The following is an 18,235-nucleotide window of genomic DNA, read 5'->3' on the forward strand; positions in this document are numbered from 1 at the left end:
TTTTATAAATTTCTTACTGCGTCTTTAAATTGACGACCTCTATCTTCATAGTTTTCGAATAAATCAAAACTTGCACAAGCAGGCGACAACAACACATTTTCTCCAGCTTCGGCTATTTTGTAAGCAATCTTAACAGCCTCGCTCATAAATTGAGTTTCAACTATAACATCAACCATACCACCAAAACTTTCGAGTAACTTTTCATTATCTGTACCTAAACAAATGATGGCTTTAACTTTCTCGTTTACAAACTGAAAAAGCTCTTGATAATTATTTCCTTTATCAACACCACCTACAATCCATACTGTTGGAGCATCCATACTTTCCAGAGCGTAATAAGTAGCGTTAACATTGGTCGCTTTAGAATCATTGATATATTGTACTTTATTGATTTTAAGTACATGCTCTAAACGATGTTCTACACCTTGAAAATTCTCTAAACTTTCACGAATCGTCTGCTTTCTAATCTTGAGCAAATGCGCTACTGTAGAAGCAGCCATTGCGTTTTTAATATTGTGTTTTCCCTCTAATGCTAAATTTGCTGTTGGCATAATTATCTGATTGTTATCTATTGTTATTTTTATATTGTTATTGTCTAAATACGCGCCATTTTCAATAGTTTTAGTTAATGAAAATGGTAATAATCTGGATTGAACAGGGTTTGCTTTTAACCAATTAGTAATAACCTCATCATCGGCATCGTAGATGAAGTAATCGTTTTGGGTTTGATTTTCAGCAATCCTAAATTTTGAGGCGATATACCTTTCAAACTGATAGTCATATCGATCTAAATGATCGGGCGTGATGTTGGTTAAAACAGCTATATGTGGTTTAAAATCAATGATATCATCTAACTGAAAACTGCTTATTTCCAGCACATAGTTTGGATAGTCTTGTTCTAAAATTTGCTTTGCAAAACTATCGCCAATATTGCCAGCCAAACCCACTTTTATGTCTTGTTTAAGCAAGTGATGTGTTAGCGTTGCTGTAGTTGTCTTACCGTTGCTTCCGGTAATTCCAACTAATGTTGCATTGGTGTATTGTGCTGCAAACTCTATTTCAGACACCACTGCTATTCCTTGTGCTCTAATTTGTTTTATCAAAGCCACTTTATCAGGAATACCAGGACTTTTCATCACGATATCTGCATTTAGAATTTTTTCTTCGGAATGCTTACCATCCTCAAATTCAATCTCATTATGTATAAGAACGTGTTTGTACTTTTCTTTTATTGGTCCTTTATCTGAAACAAAAACTTCAAACCCTTTTGCCTTTCCTAAGAGTGCCGTACCAACACCACTTTCCCCTCCTCCAAGAACCACTAATCGTTTCATTTATCTAATTTTCAATGTCACAATCGAAATGATAGCCAGAAGGATGCCTATAATCCAAAACCTTGTGACTATTTTACTTTCATGATATCCAGATTTCTGATAATGATGGTGCAAAGGCGACATCTTAAAAATGCGTCGTCCTTCACCATATTTTTTTCTTGTGTATTTGAAATAGCTCACTTGCATCATGACTGATAAATTTTCAGCCAGAAAAATTCCGCACAACACTGGAATAAGCCATTCTTTTCGAACTGCAATTGCTATGACAGCTATAATCCCACCTATAGTCAAACTTCCGGTATCACCCATAAACACTTGAGCTGGATATGCGTTATACCATAAAAAACCAATGAGAGCACCAACAAAGGCAGCGATATAAATTGTGATCTCTTCAACTCTTGGGATATACATGATATCTAAGTAATCTGAGAAAATTATGTTACCCGAAACCCATGCAAAAATGCCCAGCGTAAGGACAATTATAGCCGATGTACCAGCAGCCAATCCATCAATACCATCGGTAAGGTTTGCACCGTTTGAAACTGCTGTAATAATAAAAATGGAAGCCAGAATAAAAATAATCCAGGCATATTTTGACATTTCCGGACTGATCCATGTGATTAAATCTGCATAGTCAAACTCATTACCTTTTACGAATGGAATGGTCGTTTTAGTTGATTTCCCTTCAACCTCAAAAAGTTTTGAAGGCGAAATATCTGGATCTTCAGCTAAAAGCACACTTTGTTGTTCTTCAGGTAATTTTTCTTTGATTGTTACATCGTCATGAAAGTACATTGTTGCTCCAATTATAATACCCAACCCAACCTGACCGAGCACTTTAAAGCGTCCTTTTAAACCTTCTTTATTATTCTTAAACTTTTTGATGTAATCATCAATAAATCCAATGGTACCCATCCATATTGTTGTGACAACAAGTAATATGATGTAAATGTTTTCTAGCTTAGCAAGTAAAAGCACAGGAATTAATGTCGCTAAAATGATAATGATACCACCCATTGTTGGCGTACCTGCCTTTTCAACTTGACCTTCGAGACCTAAATCTCTAATAGTCTCACCTACTTGTTGTTTTTGGAGAAACCGAATGATACGCTTTCCAAAAATTGTAGAAATCAATAAAGACAGAATAATAGCTACAGCAGCTCTAAAGGTTAAAAAACCAAAAAGAGATGCTCCAGGAAACTGAAACTGCTGTTCTAAATATTCAAATAGGTAATACAACATATTATTTTTGCAACTGTTTTAAAAATTCTTCTACTATTTTATAATCATCAAAATCTGTACGTTTTCCATTCACCTCCTGATAGGTTTCATGACCTTTTCCTGCTATGAGAATGATATCGTTGGAATTGGCTAACTGACAAGCCGTTTTAATGGCTTGTCTTCTATCGACTATAGCCATTGTCTTTTTAAAATTTTGAGGCTCGACACCCTTTTCAATATCTTCAATAATTGCTTCAGGAACTTCACTTCTTGGGTTATCACTAGTAAAAATCACTTTTGTACTCAAAACCGATGCGATGTGTCCCATTTTAGGTCGTTTGGTTTTATCTCTATCGCCTCCGCAACCAACAACAGTTATCAATTCTTCATTATTAGTGCGAATACTGTTTATGGTTTCTAGTACATTTTTAAGAGCATCAGGTGTATGCGCATAATCAATAATAGCTGTCACTTTTTCTTCGGAAATGAAATACTGAAAACGACCACTAACACTCTCCAATTCACTAATTAATCTGAGTATCTCAACTTTTTCAAGACCTAATAATTCAGAAGCACCATAAATAGCTGTCACATTGTAAGCATTGAAACTTCCGATGAGCTTAGTCCACAATTCACTATCATTTAACTTTAAAAGCAAACCACTGAGTTCATTTTCTAATACTTGTGCTTTATAGTCTGCATAGGTTTTAAGTGCGTAGGTGTACTTTTTAGCTTGGGTGTTTTGCAGCATTACCAAACCATTTTTATCATCGATATTGACTAATGCAAAAGCGCTTTTTGGCAACTGATCAAAGAATACTTTTTTCACATCACGATACTCAGCAAAGGTGTCGTGATAGTCCAAATGATCGTGCGACAGGTTTGTGAAAATACCACCTTGAAAATGCAAACCATCTGTACGATGCTGATGTATGCCATGCGAGCTCACTTCCATAAAGCAGAATTCTACACCTTCATCATTCATCAACTTTAAATACTTATTAATTGTTAACGAATCTGGAGTTGTATGTGTGGCTTTATACTCTTTATTATCTACCATAATTTTCACAGTAGACAAGAGTCCAACCTTATAACCTGCTTTTTTAAACAGCTGATATAACAATGTTACGATTGTTGTTTTTCCGTTAGTTCCTGTCACACCAACAAGTTGGAGGTTTTCTGAAGGATTTTCATAAAAATTAGCTGCCATAAAAGCCAGTGCCTGACTTGCGCTTTCAACTTCTATATATGTAACACTATCTTTTAATACTGAAGGCAATGACTCGCACACAATGGCAGTCGCACCATTTTCAATAGCCGTTTCAATAAAATCATGACCATCTACAACGGTTCCTTTTATCGCAACAAAAACATCGCCTTTTGACACTTGGCGAGAATCAAAATGCAGCGCATTACAGTCTATGCTCGTGCTTCCTGCAACAGCATTAATGGTAACCTTGTATAATATGTCTTTTAATTGTTTCACTAAGTTCCTAATACTATGATTTGGTTTGGCTTGACTTTATTTCCTTTATTTACAGATTGAGACTTTACAGTTCCTACACCTTGCATTTTAACTTTAAGTCCCATATTTTCTAACAGCGCCAAAGCATCCATTGCAGGAAGCCCAATGACGTTTGGCATAATGGTTTTATACGTTTGAGCAGTTTTATAGAAGGATTCAAACTCTTTTTCAACCTCAGCATTAACCACTTCTAAAGATTCTATCTCATCAATAAGCGGAGTTTCGGTATAAATTTTTTGAGCAATGCGTTTAAAAACAGGCCCAGAAACATCTGCTCCATAATACCCAACACTTGTGCTAGGACGATGAATAACTACAATACAAGAGTACTTCGGATTATCTGCTGGAAAATAACCTGCAAACGAAGAGATATACCTCGGATTCTCTTCCCAATCTTTCATCCAGTATTCAATTCTAGCCGTACCAGTCTTACCTGCCATAGAAAAGTTTTCAGAATACATACGCTGTCCTGTACCTCGAATAACTACATTCTTTAAGATCTCACGAATTTCATTTAACGTTTTATCAGAACATATTTTTTGATTGGTTACTTCTTTTTCAAATACTTCAATCTCTCTATCAAACTCTTTAACCGCTTTTATAAACCTAGGCTTAACCATTTCGCCATTGTTAGCAATAGCATTATAGAACGTCAAGGTTTGTAGTGGCGTAATATTCAATCCGTAACCATAAGCTAAAGACGGCAATGCATTTTTACTCCATTTTGTATCTCCTGGCTCAGGAATATCAGGCTCACCTTCACCAATAATTGAAACACCAAGAGCTTCATGAAGTTTCCATCCTTTAATTCGGTTAAGAAACTTTTTGGGTTGTGCTGCATAATTATCATCAATCAATGTTGCCAAACCAATATTTGACGACACTTCTAATGCACGAGCAGCAGAAATCTTACCATACCCTCCTCTACGAGAATCATGAACATTGTATTTGTAAAATCGCTTCCTTCCATTTTTTGTATCAACTATTGTAGACGTATCGATTACCTTATCTTCCAGAGCTGCCATTAATGCCATAACCTTAAATGTAGATCCTGGTTCATGACTTTCTCCTACAGCGTAATTAAGGCGTTCGTAATAATTTCCATTCTTATTACGTCCTAAATTAGAGATTGCCTTTATCTCACCTGTTGCAACATCCATCACCACAGCGCAGCCATGTTCCGCCTCATACTTTTCTAATTGTCCTAAAAGCGAGTGATGCGCGATATCCTGAATATTAACATCAATAGTCGTATAGACATCATAACCATCTTGTGGTTCTACCTGATTATAATCCACAATAGGCTTCCACTGCCCATTTCCAATTTTTTGTTTTAAACGTTTTCCATTCGTACCTCGTAAATATTTAACTCCAAAAGCACCATCAATTCCAGGTCTGGTCACATTTCCATCGTCATCAATTTTTTCATACCCGATAGTTCGTTCGGCAATCCCTCCCATTGGATGCTCACGTCTGGTTGTTTGCTCTACAATGAGTCCGCCTCGTATCGCACCAAGTTCCAGCATAGGAAAATTGCGTATTCTTATATAATCTGAATAACTAATATTACGCGCTAGGAGGAAATAGCGGTTCTTATCGAGACGCGCTTCTTTAATTGTATTTTGATGATAACTTGATGGCTTTCCTGTGTACTTAGAAAGTGAATCTGCCAAAGGCTTTATCAACTCATTAAAAACTTCCTGCTTAGGCTGCATGGCATCGATACGAATATCATACTTAGGAATAGAGGTCGCTAATAAGCTACCATCGGCAGAGTATACATTACCTCTGTTTGCAGGAATCTCAACATTTTTTACCGTACGTTGTTGTGCCAAACTCCTGTATTCATCGCCTTGAATAAACTGAATACTGCACAATTTGAATACCACAGCAAGCGCGAAGACAAACATACTGCCAGCTACGAAATACAATCTGTTTAATATGTTAGTTTCGGTTGTTGCCACTTATTAATTTTGTGTTTTTACTTTTATTTTTTTTGGCGGAATCTCTGAAATTTTGAGCCCCTTTTCTGCTACTTTTTTTATTATTGAAGACTCCATCTTGAGCCTCATAAGTTTTGATCGTCCGTCCACAAAAGCAGACCGATACTCTTTAGCTTCATTTTTAAGTCTTGCAATCTCATAGACTTTTTGATCTGCACTATGCGAGCTTGCAATCATTACAATGGCTAATACTGAAATAAAAATGATGACTCTCCAGTTTTTAAAGGAATCATCACTGACCAAAAACTTACCTCTTAATATGCTGTAAATGTTTTTTTTCATAGCTTTTCAGCAATACGAAGCTTAGCACTTCTAGCCCTATTGTTTAATTTTATTTCTTCTTTTGTTGGAACAATTAAACCGCCTACTTTTTTTAGAGGCACTTCAAAATTCCCAAAAACATCACGCTCAGGCTCTCCTTCAAACAGCCCATTTCTTATAAAACGCTTCACCAATCTATCTTCTAACGAATGGTAGGATATCAAACTTAATCGACCACCTTCCACTAGTACTTCTGGTGTTTGCTGCAAAAATTCTTTAAGCGCTTCAATCTCCTGATTAACTTCTATTCGAATTGCCTGATAGATTTGCGCTAACACTTTATTTTCTTTTTTATGATTAAGAAACTTTCGCAATGTTTCTTTAAGCTGTTCGCTTGTTTTTATCTCACCGTCTCGTCTTGCATCAACAATTGCTCTAGCCATAGCTGGTGCTTGCCTCAACTCTCCATACTGAAACAAAACCTTACGAATTTGTTCTTCTTCATATTCATTAATGACATGGTAAGCAGACAAATTACTATCCTGATTCATTCGCATATCTAAATCGGCTTCAAAACGCGTTGAAAAACCACGCTCTGCAACATCAAACTGATGCGAGGACACCCCAAAATCTGCCAGAATACCATCCACTTGTTTGGTGCCATAAAATCTTAGAAAACGCTTGATGTATCTAAAATTTTCATTAATCAATGTGAATCGCTCATCATCAATTGTATTTAAAAGAGCATCTTTATCCTGATCAAAAGCATATAACTTCCCATTAGGTCCTAAATGTTTCAATATGGCTTTACTATGACCACCACCTCCAAAGGTTACATCGACATAGACGCCATCTGGTTTTATACTCAAACCTTCAACAGTTTCCTTAAGTAATACTGGGTTATGATATTCCATTGTCATCATCATCTTGTCCCATTACTTCTTCAGCTAAATCAGCAAAATCACCAGTTGCATCATCAATAGCTTTCTCATAACTATCTTTATCCCAGATTTCAATAATATTGATTGCCGAAGCCACCACGATGTCTTTTGTGATTCCAGAAAAAGCAACTAAATCTTTCGGAATCAATAATCGACCAGCAGCATCAATTTCAACATGTTTTAATCCAGCAGTAAATCGGCGTATAAAATCATTATTCTTCTTTTTGAAACGGTTGAGTTTGTTCACTTTTTGCATTAAAACCTCCCATTCGGTCATTGGATACAGTTCTAAACACGGTTGAAAAACGGCACGCTTTAAAACAAACCCATTTTGCAATGCAGGCAACAACTGCTTTTTAATAGCAGCAGGCAGCATCAGCCTTCCTTTGGCATCCACTTTACACTCGTATGTTCCGATTAAAGGGTTCAAAATGATTGATTTACTATAAATAACGATTAAGATTCAAATATATTGAAAATTTTACCACTATTTACCACTCTATCCCACTTTTGTTGATAAATTTATAATTTCATAAAAATCAGATACTGTCTAAGCCCACAAAAACCTACTGTAAAAACTTTATTATCAGTACAGTAAAATCAAAAATCAAAATCCCATTTCCATTGTTAACATCTCAAGTTTCAAATTAAATTGAAGGCTTAAATAATATGCGAATGTTTTAACGGAAATACCTATATTTGTTTTTGACGAAAATCACTAACTAGTACATGGCGCACCGTTTAAAGAAAGAGAAAGACTACAGGTATATTGAGGTTGGAGAAGGCACACCAATAATTGTGCTTCATGGGTTAATGGGCGGACTGAGTAACTTTGACGCTGTTACTGATTATTTTAGTCAGAAAGGCTATAAGGTTTTAATTCCGGAGCTTCCAATTTACACAATGTCACTACTTAAAACCAATGTAAAAAACTTTGCAAAATACCTTCATGATTTTATAGAATTTAAAGGATTTGACGAGGTTATTTTATTAGGAAACTCGCTAGGCGGACATATTGGTTTGTACCATACCAAATTATATCCTGAAAAAGTTAAAGCACTTATCATTACCGGAAGTTCTGGCTTATACGAAAGTGCTATGGGAGGCGGTTATACCAAGCGTGGTGATTATGAAGTTATAAAGAAAAAAGCTCAAGAGGTATTTTACGATCCTGCTGTAGCTACAAAAGCTATTGTTGATGAAGTTTATGAAACTGTAAATGACAGAAATAAGCTTATAAAAACACTTGCCATTGCTAAAAGTGCTATTAGACATAATATGGCAAAAGATTTGCCCAACATGAAACTTCCTGTATGTATCATTTGGGGTAAAAACGATACGGTTACACCTCCAGAGGTCGCAACAGAATTTAATGAGCTTTTACCAGATTCTGATTTATTTTGGATTGACAAATGTGGTCATGCGGCAATGATGGAACATCCAGATGAATTCAATACAATTCTCGATGCCTGGTTAACAGATAAAAAATTATAGTTCTATCAACTACTAATTTAAAGAACTATCATGATTATAAAAACTGCTGAATTTATTATAAGTAATTCTGATGTGGACAAATGTCCGTCAAATCAGATTCCAGAATATGCTTTTATAGGCAGGAGTAATGTTGGGAAGTCATCATTAATCAATATGCTCACAAATCACAAAAACCTTGCTAAAACTTCAGGAAGACCAGGAAAAACACAGCTTATAAATCATTTTTTAATTAATAAAGAATGGTTTTTGGTTGATTTACCAGGCTATGGTTATGCACGTGTTTCAAAAACTGCAAAGAAGAAATTTCAGAAGTTTATTACTAATTATTTTGAGAGAAGACGACAGCTGGTTTCAGCTTTTGTATTAGTTGACATCAGACATGAGCCTCAAAAAATCGATTTGGAGTTTATGGAATATTTAGGCATTAATCAAATACCGTTTTCTATCATTTTTACAAAGGCAGACAAATTAAAACCTATGGCTATAGAACGCCATGTTGAGACCTACTGTAAAGAGCTGCTAAAAACCTGGGAAGAAGTTCCTAATTACTTTGTGACTTCCTCTTCAAAAGCTATAGGAAGAGATGATGTTCTGGCATTTATTTCGGATACTAACGCTGAAATCGAAGCATTGCGATAATCATCAAGATTTTACATCTAAAGCATCTCTTAACGCGTTACCAATTAACATAAATGCCATGACTAAAATCATGATGCACACACCTGGAATTAACGCCAGATAAGGTTTTCCTAAGATAATATAATTATAATGATCTTTTATCATTGCGCCCCAACTAGCCATTGGTGGCTGTGCTCCTATACCCAAGAAACTCAATCCGCTTTCTATAAGAATGGCTGCAGCAAAATTAGCAGCAGAAATCACAATAATCGGAGCCATGATATTTGGCAAAATATGCTTGGTGATAATTCGGTAATCATTAAATCCTAAAGCTCTGGCCGCTGTAACATATTGCATTTCTTTAGCACTTATAATTTGCCCTCTAACAACTCTTGCAACTTCAACCCACATGGTTAGGCCAACTGCTATAAAAACCTGCCAAAATCCTTTACCTAAAGCCAATGTAATTGCTATAACCAACAAGAGGGTTGGAATAGACCAGGTGACATTTATAATCCACATAATAATCGCATCAACCTTTCCACCATAATATCCTGCGATGCTCCCCATGCATATTCCAATAACTAAAGAAATAAATACCGCAATAAAGCCAATTGAAAAAGAGATTCTTGAACCAATCAGTATACGACTTAACAAATCTCTTCCGTATTTATCGGTTCCGAAGAGAAAGGTTTTCTTTTTAATGAAAGCACTATGATCTTTATTTGGGAAACGATTTAAATCTATAGTTTTTTCTACGCCTATGAGTCCGTCTGATGCATATTCAGTATAAGTTAAAACTTCCTTATCAATACTATAAGATGAGATTGGAATCTCTATATCAGCATTAGCATTACCAAAAAACACTCTAGAAAAACCATTCTGTTGCGTTTCAATTCCTGAAGGTAAATATAGCATTTGCACTTCAAAACCTGGTCGTTGAGAGTGAATAGACAAATGCATTTGATTTGCATTTTGAGAATTATCGGGAGCAATCGCATAGGCAAACAATGCCAAGAATCCAATCGCTACAATAAGCCAAAAACTTAAAACGCCCCAAAAGTTCTTTTTAAACTTTTGGAGCGCTAATTGTGTTAATGAGCCTTTTGTATTACTCATTTTAGTTTTTTACTGATGTTGCTACTTTTTTAATTTCGTAAGTCATTTTAAGGTCATTCAATACATTTAATGCCTCTTCAATATAAACATCCTTACTTAAACTTGCATGCCAACGTTCACGCTTCTCTTTAAGCACAGAATCTTTGTCCATTAATTTCATTTCATAAGGTAAGGACTGAAATGATAAGTTTGTTTTATAATCTGACAGTTTTTCGAAACGCTTAGATTCTTCTTCATTATTCTGCAAAGCCTTTTTATAGTCATCATAGTTTAATGAGTACACTTCTCTATCTCTGATTTTTTTAACCCATTGCGCATTGGCATCTATCAACTTTAACTGTTCATTGTTTGCCATTCGCTTTTTGCTTTTTGCTATCGTTGTATCATAATCATAATAGCTACTCCACAGTGTATAATCTACAGCACCAATCTTATCCCACTCTAATGGGTTTTCTTGATCTTTCTCTCCGATATCAATATAACTATAACGATCTGGAACAACAACATCACTTTTAACACCTTCTAACTGTGTAGAACCTCCATTAATTCTATAGAATTTTTGAGTTGTAAATTTTAAAGCACCCATATCTCCATTATTATTTTGCCTAACCATTCGGTTTAGGTCCAAAACGTTTTGTACTGTTCCTTTTCCGTAGGTTTGCTTACTACCAATAACAATAGCACGCTTGTAATCTTGCATAGCAGCTGCTAAAATTTCAGAAGCAGAAGCTGATAATTCGTTTACAAGAATAACCAAAGGACCATCCCATACAATAGACTTGTCTCTATCTTTTAAGACTTCTTTAGGCTCTCCTGCTGTTTTGACCTGAACGATCGGACCTTCATCAATAAACAATCCTCCCATATCAACAACAGTTTGCAGAGAACCACCACCATTGTTTCTTAAATCTAAAACTAAACCTTCGACACCTTCAGCCTTTAATCTTTCGATTTCCAATTTAATATCTGAAGCTGCATTACGCTTGTTATAATCTTCAAAGTCGACATAAAATTTTGGAAGGTTAATAACTCCGAATTTTTTATCGTCTTTAATTACTGTAGAAGACTTCGCATAAGTTTCTTCTAATTCTACAATATCTCTAGTGATTGTGATATCTTCGATTGTTCCGTCTACTTTTTTCAAGGTTAAAGTCACATCTGTTCCTTTAGGACCTTTAATAAATTTTATAGCATCATCGAGACGCATACCTACAATGTTAACAGGTTTTTCTTCACCTTCCTGGCGCACCTTCATAATCTGATCACCAACTTCTAATTCATTCTGTCTCCAAGCTGGTCCACCACTTATAATTTCATTTACGGTAATGGCATCCATTTTTTTCTGGAGTCTTGCACCAATACCTTCAAAATTACCAGACATAGCTACATCAAAACGATCTTTATCTTCTGGAGCAAAGTAAAATGTATGTGGATCAAACTCTTCAACAATCGCATTGATATAAACTGAGAACCAGTCTTTGCGTTGTCTGTCATCAATAAAGTCATAGAGTTCATCAAGAGATCTCATGGTAACCGCTCTTGCTTCTTCTTCTAATTCTTTAAGTGATTTCTTTTCTTTTTTTGCGTTTTGTTTATCAAGTTTTTCTTTATCTGCATCACTCATTCCATCAATTGAAGCAGTTTTAGAATTCATGAGTTCTTGATCTGTAAGCAAATCATCATAATTAGCTATTGTAGAAAATTTGAGTTGTTTTCTCCAACGCTCTTTCATATCTTTTTTATTCGTTACATAGCCTAACTTATCATAATCTGTAGAAAACTCTTCAGGTATCGAAAAATCGAAAGGTTCAGACAATACTTCCTTATAAACCGCTTTAGACTCTTCAATTCGTTTTAGTAAACGGTCATGTGTTAAATTGAAAAAGCTGATATCATAAGCATTGATTTGATCATCTAACTGAAGCTTATAATTTTCAAACTCTTTAATGTCTGAAGCATAAAAATAACGTTTGAATGGATCTAATTGTTCTAGGTAATCACTAAAAACCTCTTCAGAGAAATGGTCATTAATCTCTTGAGGGTTAAAATGTCCTTGCTCAAGCACATAGGTAATCAACTGAATTAACAGTTTATCTTTATTAGGATCTTCAAATTTTTTTGTCGTAAAACTGCATGAGGCAAAAGCTAATAGTAATACTAACAGCAGCAGTTTATAATTCCTCTTCATCATATTTATCATATTTTTTAATGTAAAATGAGAATGACAGCACACTAATACGCTGCTAAAACTCACAGTAGATAATTTACATAATTTCTACTAAAATAAAAGAAAAAACCATGCCATAAAAAAAGCAAGCTAATAAATTTTTGTTAAACCTTTATTTATAGGAATTTCGAGCGTGTTTGCGTACTTTTGTAACTCTATGAATTTAGATCTTTCTATGTCAAAAAAACCACTTATTTTAGTTACTAATGACGACGGAATTACCGCACCAGGAATTAGAGCTCTAATCACAGTGATGAACACCATTGGTGATGTTGTCGTTGTAGCTCCAGATAGTCCTCAAAGCGGAATGGGTCATGCGATTACAATCAACTCAACACTTCACATTGAAAAAATTACTGTTGACGATGGACCACAGGAGGAATACAGTTGCTCTGGAACTCCTGCAGACTGCGTAAAACTTGGTGTTAGAGAAATACTAAAACGACGACCAGACTTATGCGTCTCAGGAATTAACCATGGTTCTAACTCATCAATAAATGTGATTTATTCTGGAACTATGAGTGCAGCTATTGAAGCTGGTATTGAAGATATTCCTGCTATAGGCTTTTCACTTTGTGACTACAATTGGAGTGCCAATTTTGAGCATTGCAAATCTTATGTAAAGACCATTTCTGAACATGTACTTAAACATGGTCTAGATAGAAGAACTGTTCTAAACGTTAACTTTCCAAATTTAGAGAAAAGCGCTATTAAAGGTATAAAGATTTGCAGACAGGCATTAGCAAACTGGGAAGAAGAGTTTGACAAACGCCAAAATCCCTATGGAAAAGATTATTACTGGCTTACAGGAAAATTTGTAAACCTTGATCTTGGCGAAGACACAGACGAATGGGCTTTAGCAAATGGTTATGTTTCTGTGGTACCTATTCAATTTGATTTGACAGCGCATCACAGTATTCAAAAATTAAACACATGGAATTTTAATGAAAAATAAAGAACTAATTATTGGAATCCTAGTAGGCTTACTTGCAAGTGCTATAGGATTATTACTTACCTTATTTATTTTCGGAAAAGGAAATTCGGTAGGCGACTCACTTCATATTGCTATTCGTAATGGCGTATTAACCAAATTAGTAAGTATGGGAGCCATATTAAATCTTGGTGCTTTTTTTCTTTTTCTCAAGCAAAAGAAAGATTTAAGAGCCAGAGGTGTACTTATTGCAACTATTGTCGTTGCGGTTATCACCTTAATTATTAGATTTGTTTAAACGAAATAACTGATTACCATTAATTTCGAAATTTGAAATTTGGATTTTGAAATTTTAAATCTATGAAATACTATATCATTGCTGGCGAAGCCTCTGGAGATTTACACGGTTCCAATTTAATGAAAGCACTATTACGACAAGATGTAAATGCTGAATTTAGATTTTGGGGTGGCGATTTAATGCAAGCAGTTGGAGGCACATTAGTAAAACATTACAAAGAGCGTTCTTTTATGGGTTTTGCTGAAGTGATTCTCAATCTGAAAAAGATATTAGGACTCATTAAGTTTTGCAAACAGGATATAGATGCTTTTAAGCCTGATGTCATTATTTTTATAGATAATTCTGGATTTAACCTTCGCATTGCGAAATGGGCAAAAGCCCAGAACTACAGTACTCATTATTATATTTCGCCTCAAGTTTGGGCATCTAGAGCTAGTCGCGTTGAAAAAATCAAACGTGATATTGATGCTATGTATGTGATTCTTCCTTTTGAAAAGAAGTTTTATGATTCTTATGGTTATGATGTTCATTTTGTAGGTCATCCGCTTATCGATGCCATTGCTGATAGAACCCAAATTAGTGAATATAAATTTAGAGCCGAACATAGTTTATCTGACAAACCGATAATAGCTTTACTCCCAGGAAGCCGAAAACAAGAAATCACAAAAATGCTAGGCGTCATGCTGAGTTTGGTTAACGATTTTCCAGATTATCAGTTTGTCATAGCTGGAGCTCCAAGTCAGGAATATAGTTTTTACAAACCTTTTATCAAACAAGACAATGTTGCATACATTGCTAATAAAACCTACGATTTATTAAGTGTATCTACTGCTGCCTTGGTAACTTCTGGTACTGCGACTTTAGAAACAGCACTATTTAAAGTCCCACAAGTGGTTTGCTATAAAGCCAACGCTATTTCTTATCAAATTGCTAAACGTATCATTACCCTTAAATTTATATCACTCGTTAATTTAATTATGGATCGTGAAGTAGTGACTGAGTTAATTCAAGGTGATTTAAATAAAAAGCGCCTCAAAAAAGAACTAGAGCGTATTTTGGATGAGGATAGTCGTATTACGTTTTTTATAGACTATTACGATTTAGAGAAAAAGCTAGGTGGAAAAGGTGCCAGCGACAAGGTTGCTAAATTAATTTTTCAAGGTAACAAATAAGTCCAATAATAATCATAAAAGCCTATTCTCAACAATTCTTTCAAAGGTGAGAATAGTAATATAACTATTAATACAAATAACACAATCTTAGTTGGTAAAGACACTGTCTTTATTTGTGTATGTGTTTCTTCAAAACCGAAAGTATAGTGCTCTAACTCTAAGTTTTTTGCTTTAGGAAACTGTAAAGGGTCTTTTCGCATTAGTTTTCCTATCAACAATAAAAACCCTAAGGCTAACAACATCATGGTAACGCCTTTGAGTGACATAGATTCAAATCTATTACCATAAAGTCTACCAATAATATTATAGGCTAATAAACTCATAAGTTTTGTCTTTAACTCTAATTTACAAAAAAAATGGCGAATGCTTTAGTATAATTACATCCTAACTAAAACATTTTTTTAGTGCTGTAAATAAGATTGTTGAAAACACATACATTATCCTATAGCAAAACTCACAGAAATCTATATTTTTAAACTTTATTTGCTATCTATGAGAAAAATTATCCTACTTCTAATTTTAATTATTGGTTTTACGAGTTGTAAATCTTCGAAACGTGTGGTCACCAAAAAAAGTAAAACAACTACAACCAAGCGTCCAGCTGCTCCAACCACAGTATCCTCAAAAGAAATTAAAAATATTATTGACTATGCCAAAACCTTTGAAGGTACACGTTATAAATATGGAGGCACTACAAAACGAGGCATGGATTGTTCTGGACTTGTAGTCACTGCATTTAAGAAAGAACACATTGTTTTACCACGAACAACTGCCGATTTATCTAAACGCGGTGAATGGATAGATGTTAAAGATGTTCAAGAAGGTGATTTGCTATTTTTTGCAACCAAAAAAAATAGCCGAAAAGTGAATCACGTAGGTATTGTAACTAAAACCAGACCAGGACATGTGGAGTTTATTCACTCAACAACCAGCAGAGGAGTGATTACTTCTAAATTATCTGAACGTTATTGGTACCTAGCCTACGTACAAGCTAGACGTATGTTGTAGATTATTTTCTACATATAGAATATTTACTATATTTGAGGTGTGAAGCCTCTAAACTATACCATAATAAAGCTAACAGGCTGTCTTAGTCTGGGCATACTCCTTTCTCATATATTTTCCATATCATTAATACTTTCACTGTATGCAATCGCATTAGCTTTGACAGGTTTCATTCTAACCTACTTATTAGCTAATAAACAATTTAAAAAAACGCTATGGTTTGGCATTACAACTTATATGGTCATGTTCTGTCTCGGCATTCTGACTTTAAACCTACACGATCATAAAAATTTTGAAAAACACTATTCTAACCATATTGAATTTAATTCTTCAGAAATACTAACAATTACTTTTAGAATAAAAGAACGTCTAAAACCGAGCATGTATCACAATAAATATGTCGTAAATATTATTAAGATAAATGAGACACCTACTAGTGGTAAGTTATTATTAAATGTAGAAAAAGACAGCATAAATCCAGACTATCAAACTGATGATATGCTAGTCACTTTTTCAAATCTGGAATCTATTCGAGAAGCATTAAATCCGAATCAATTTGATTATAAATCGTATCTAGAAAAGCAATACATCTATCATCAAATTTTTACGTCATCATCTTATTTACTAAAGCTAAAATCAAATCAAAAGACATTATCTGGCTATGCAGCATCATTTCGTGAGCTTATCAATAAAAGATTAAGCACCTATAATTTCAAAGCTTCAGAATTAGCCATAATCAATGCTATACTACTCGGTCAACGACAAGACATGAGCAAAGACATCTACAACAGTTATGCAAACGCTGGAGCCATTCATATTCTAGCTGTATCAGGATTACACGTAGGTCTTATTTTATTATTATTAAACGCTTTCTTAAAACCTATTGAACATCTAAAATTTGGCAAACCTATAAAAGTTGGCTTAATCATTTTCTTATTATGGACTTTTGCTATTGTTGCTGGACTTTCTGCGTCGGTAACAAGAGCGGTAACAATGTTTAGCATTGTTGCTATAGCTATGCATTTAAAGCGTCAAACCAATATATATAATACCTTATCAATTTCAGTGTTTATATTACTTTTATGTAAACCGATGTTTTTATTTGATGTTGGTTTTCAAATGAGTTATCTGGCTGTTTTTGCCATAGTTTCTATTCAACCATTATTATATAAATTATGGATACCCAAATGGAAAGCCCTAGACTATTTATGGCAGATTTTTACCGTAACTATTGCAGCTCAATTTGGTGTAGTACCCATAAGCCTATACTATTTTCATCAATTTCCAGGTTTATTTTTTGTATCCAATCTGGCTATCATTCCTTTTTTAGGTCTTATACTGGGTTTAGGAATAGTAGTCATTGTATTAGCAATATTCAATATACTACCCAATATATTAGCAAATATCTACGGAAGTATTATAAGTTTAATGAATACGATTGTTGATTGGGTAGCCCGACAAGAAACCTTTTTACTACAATCAATAGCTTTTGATATTGAACATGTCCTGGTTTGTTACCTCTTAATAGTATCTTCAGTATTATTCTGGAAAAAGCAAACTTTCAGAACTATTATGTTTTTGTTATGCTCAGTGTTGGCTATTCAAGGGGTTTGGATTTATTCAAATTATAAAAATGCCAACCACACCTTTACTGTTTTTCATAAAAGCAGATACAGTCTTATAGCAGAAAAGGAGCATTCTAAACTGAAAACTTATCATAATCTTGATAGTTTAACAGCATCCAAAGACCGAGCAATTGACAATTACATCATCGGAAATTTTATTACAAGTAGTTCTACAGACAGTTTGACTTCGGTATATCAATTTCAGAATAATATCATACTCGTCATAGATAGTTTAGGTGTTTACAACGTTAAATCCTTTGGAGTCGATTATGTATTACTTCGAAATTCGCCAAGAATAAATCTAGAGCGCATGATCGATTCCATTAATCCAAAACTAATCATAGCCGACGGCAGCAATTACAAGTCTTACGTTAAGCGATGGGAAGCTACCTGTTTAAAACGAAAACTCCCTTTCCACCATACAGGTACAAAGGGAGCATTTATATTAAAAAATGACTGAA

17 protein-coding genes are annotated in these 18,235 nt (G+C 34.6%); 7 read left to right on the forward strand and 10 right to left on the reverse strand.

Annotation, left to right across the window (positions count from 1 at the left end):
• Positions 1–2: 2 nt before the first annotated feature.
• Genes murD through mraZ form a run of 7 tightly spaced genes read right to left on the reverse strand, consistent with a single transcriptional unit; the run spans position 3 to position 7,715 of the window.
• A complete protein-coding gene (gene murD / locus H7350_RS00410; RefSeq protein ID WP_204343898.1) occupies positions 3–1,334 on the reverse strand; it encodes a UDP-N-acetylmuramoyl-L-alanine--D-glutamate ligase in 1,332 nt (443 codons plus the stop codon).
• Complete coding sequence (mraY, locus tag H7350_RS00415; protein ID WP_204343899.1) at positions 1,335–2,576, reverse strand: phospho-N-acetylmuramoyl-pentapeptide-transferase; 1,242 nt, start codon at positions 2,574–2,576, stop codon at positions 1,335–1,337.
• A gap of 1 nt (position 2,577) precedes the next feature.
• Positions 2,578–4,041 carry a UDP-N-acetylmuramoyl-L-alanyl-D-glutamate--2,6-diaminopimelate ligase gene (locus tag H7350_RS00420; protein ID WP_204343900.1) on the reverse strand — a complete coding sequence of 488 codons (1,464 nt, stop codon included), beginning with the start codon at positions 4,039–4,041 and terminating at the stop codon, positions 2,578–2,580.
• Positions 4,041–5,990, reverse strand: coding sequence for a penicillin-binding protein (locus tag H7350_RS00425; protein ID WP_204344920.1), 1,950 nt, complete (start codon positions 5,988–5,990; stop codon positions 4,041–4,043). Before H7350_RS00425 ends, H7350_RS00420 begins: the two co-directional genes overlap by 1 nt.
• Positions 5,991–6,047: 57 nt before the next feature.
• The gene (locus H7350_RS00430; protein WP_204343901.1) at positions 6,048–6,365 is read right to left on the reverse strand and encodes an FtsL-like putative cell division protein; all 318 of its coding nucleotides are present in this window, start codon (positions 6,363–6,365) and stop codon (positions 6,048–6,050) included.
• Positions 6,362–7,258 carry a 16S rRNA (cytosine(1402)-N(4))-methyltransferase RsmH gene (gene rsmH, locus H7350_RS00435; RefSeq protein WP_204343902.1) on the reverse strand — a complete coding sequence of 299 codons (897 nt, stop codon included), beginning with the start codon at positions 7,256–7,258 and terminating at the stop codon, positions 6,362–6,364. The genes H7350_RS00430 and rsmH overlap by 4 nt, the downstream gene beginning before the upstream one ends.
• A complete protein-coding gene (mraZ, locus tag H7350_RS00440) occupies positions 7,245–7,715 on the reverse strand; it encodes a division/cell wall cluster transcriptional repressor MraZ (RefSeq protein WP_204343903.1) in 471 nt (156 codons plus the stop codon). The genes rsmH and mraZ overlap by 14 nt, the downstream gene beginning before the upstream one ends.
• 299 nt (positions 7,716–8,014) lie before the next feature.
• Here mraZ and H7350_RS00445 point away from each other — a divergent pair, with 299 nt between their 5' ends.
• Both H7350_RS00445 and yihA read left to right on the forward strand, forming a co-directional pair.
• The gene (locus H7350_RS00445; protein ID WP_204343904.1) at positions 8,015–8,779 is read left to right on the forward strand and encodes an alpha/beta fold hydrolase; all 765 of its coding nucleotides are present in this window, start codon (positions 8,015–8,017) and stop codon (positions 8,777–8,779) included.
• 30 nt (positions 8,780–8,809) lie between these two features.
• Positions 8,810–9,418, forward strand: a complete 609-nt coding sequence (gene yihA / locus H7350_RS00450; protein WP_204343905.1) for a ribosome biogenesis GTP-binding protein YihA/YsxC — start codon at positions 8,810–8,812, stop codon at positions 9,416–9,418.
• Between the two features lie 3 nt (positions 9,419–9,421).
• On the opposite strand, the gene H7350_RS00455 is transcribed toward yihA, so the two are convergent.
• Positions 9,422–10,516, reverse strand: coding sequence for an ABC transporter permease (locus H7350_RS00455; protein WP_204343906.1), 1,095 nt, complete (start codon positions 10,514–10,516; stop codon positions 9,422–9,424).
• A gap of 1 nt (position 10,517) precedes the next feature.
• Entirely contained in the window at positions 10,518–12,704 is a 2,187-nt protein-coding gene (locus H7350_RS00460; protein WP_204344921.1) for a carboxy terminal-processing peptidase, read from the reverse strand.
• Between the two features lie 214 nt (positions 12,705–12,918).
• Here H7350_RS00460 and surE point away from each other — a divergent pair, with 214 nt between their 5' ends.
• The 3 genes from surE to lpxB all read left to right on the forward strand — a co-directional run bounded on the left by surE (position 12,919) and on the right by lpxB (position 15,144).
• Positions 12,919–13,698, forward strand: a complete 780-nt coding sequence (gene surE / locus H7350_RS00465) for a 5'/3'-nucleotidase SurE (protein WP_204344922.1) — start codon at positions 12,919–12,921, stop codon at positions 13,696–13,698.
• Positions 13,688–13,972, forward strand: a complete 285-nt coding sequence (locus H7350_RS00470; protein WP_204343907.1) for a hypothetical protein — start codon at positions 13,688–13,690, stop codon at positions 13,970–13,972. The genes surE and H7350_RS00470 overlap by 11 nt, the downstream gene beginning before the upstream one ends.
• 62 nt (positions 13,973–14,034) lie before the next feature.
• The gene (lpxB, locus tag H7350_RS00475) at positions 14,035–15,144 is read left to right on the forward strand and encodes a lipid-A-disaccharide synthase (RefSeq protein WP_204343908.1); all 1,110 of its coding nucleotides are present in this window, start codon (positions 14,035–14,037) and stop codon (positions 15,142–15,144) included.
• Here lpxB and H7350_RS00480 read toward each other — a convergent pair.
• Positions 15,129–15,467, reverse strand: coding sequence for a hypothetical protein (locus H7350_RS00480; protein ID WP_204343909.1), 339 nt, complete (start codon positions 15,465–15,467; stop codon positions 15,129–15,131). The genes lpxB and H7350_RS00480 overlap by 16 nt on opposite strands.
• Positions 15,468–15,636: 169 nt before the next feature.
• Between H7350_RS00480 and H7350_RS00485 the strand changes: the two genes are divergently transcribed.
• Both H7350_RS00485 and H7350_RS00490 read left to right on the forward strand, forming a co-directional pair.
• A complete protein-coding gene (locus H7350_RS00485; RefSeq protein ID WP_204343910.1) occupies positions 15,637–16,152 on the forward strand; it encodes a C40 family peptidase in 516 nt (171 codons plus the stop codon).
• Between the two features lie 39 nt (positions 16,153–16,191).
• A complete protein-coding gene (locus H7350_RS00490) occupies positions 16,192–18,234 on the forward strand; it encodes a ComEC/Rec2 family competence protein (RefSeq protein WP_204343911.1) in 2,043 nt (680 codons plus the stop codon).
• Position 18,235: the final 1 nt, after the last annotated feature.

The organism is Psychroserpens algicola (genome assembly GCF_014526325.1).
Classification (GTDB): Bacteria; Bacteroidota; Bacteroidia; order Flavobacteriales; family Flavobacteriaceae; genus Psychroserpens; species Psychroserpens algicola.

What these genes read in the sequence shown, in the direction of transcription:
- mraY (WP_204343899.1), bottom strand. Translation starts at nt 2,576, where the DNA reads ATGTTGTATTACCTATTTGAATATTTAGAACAGCAGTTTCAGTTTCCT.
- rsmH (WP_204343902.1), bottom strand. Translation starts at nt 7,258, where the DNA reads ATGGAATATCATAACCCAGTATTACTTAAGGAAACTGTTGAAGGTTTG.
- H7350_RS00455 (WP_204343906.1), bottom strand. Translation starts at nt 10,516, where the DNA reads ATGAGTAATACAAAAGGCTCATTAACACAATTAGCGCTCCAAAAGTTT.
- H7350_RS00445 (WP_204343904.1), top strand. Translation starts at nt 8,015, where the DNA reads ATGGCGCACCGTTTAAAGAAAGAGAAAGACTACAGGTATATTGAGGTT.
- surE (WP_204344922.1), top strand. Translation starts at nt 12,919, where the DNA reads ATGTCAAAAAAACCACTTATTTTAGTTACTAATGACGACGGAATTACC.
- H7350_RS00485 (WP_204343910.1), top strand. Translation starts at nt 15,637, where the DNA reads ATGAGAAAAATTATCCTACTTCTAATTTTAATTATTGGTTTTACGAGT.
- H7350_RS00430 (WP_204343901.1), bottom strand. Translation starts at nt 6,365, where the DNA reads ATGAAAAAAAACATTTACAGCATATTAAGAGGTAAGTTTTTGGTCAGT.
- murD (WP_204343898.1), bottom strand. Translation starts at nt 1,334, where the DNA reads ATGAAACGATTAGTGGTTCTTGGAGGAGGGGAAAGTGGTGTTGGTACG.
- H7350_RS00425 (WP_204344920.1), bottom strand. Translation starts at nt 5,990, where the DNA reads ATGTTTGTCTTCGCGCTTGCTGTGGTATTCAAATTGTGCAGTATTCAG.
- H7350_RS00460 (WP_204344921.1), bottom strand. Translation starts at nt 12,704, where the DNA reads ATGAAGAGGAATTATAAACTGCTGCTGTTAGTATTACTATTAGCTTTT.
- yihA (WP_204343905.1), top strand. Translation starts at nt 8,810, where the DNA reads ATGATTATAAAAACTGCTGAATTTATTATAAGTAATTCTGATGTGGAC.
- H7350_RS00480 (WP_204343909.1), bottom strand. Translation starts at nt 15,467, where the DNA reads ATGAGTTTATTAGCCTATAATATTATTGGTAGACTTTATGGTAATAGA.
- lpxB (WP_204343908.1), top strand. Translation starts at nt 14,035, where the DNA reads ATGAAATACTATATCATTGCTGGCGAAGCCTCTGGAGATTTACACGGT.
- H7350_RS00470 (WP_204343907.1), top strand. Translation starts at nt 13,688, where the DNA reads ATGAAAAATAAAGAACTAATTATTGGAATCCTAGTAGGCTTACTTGCA.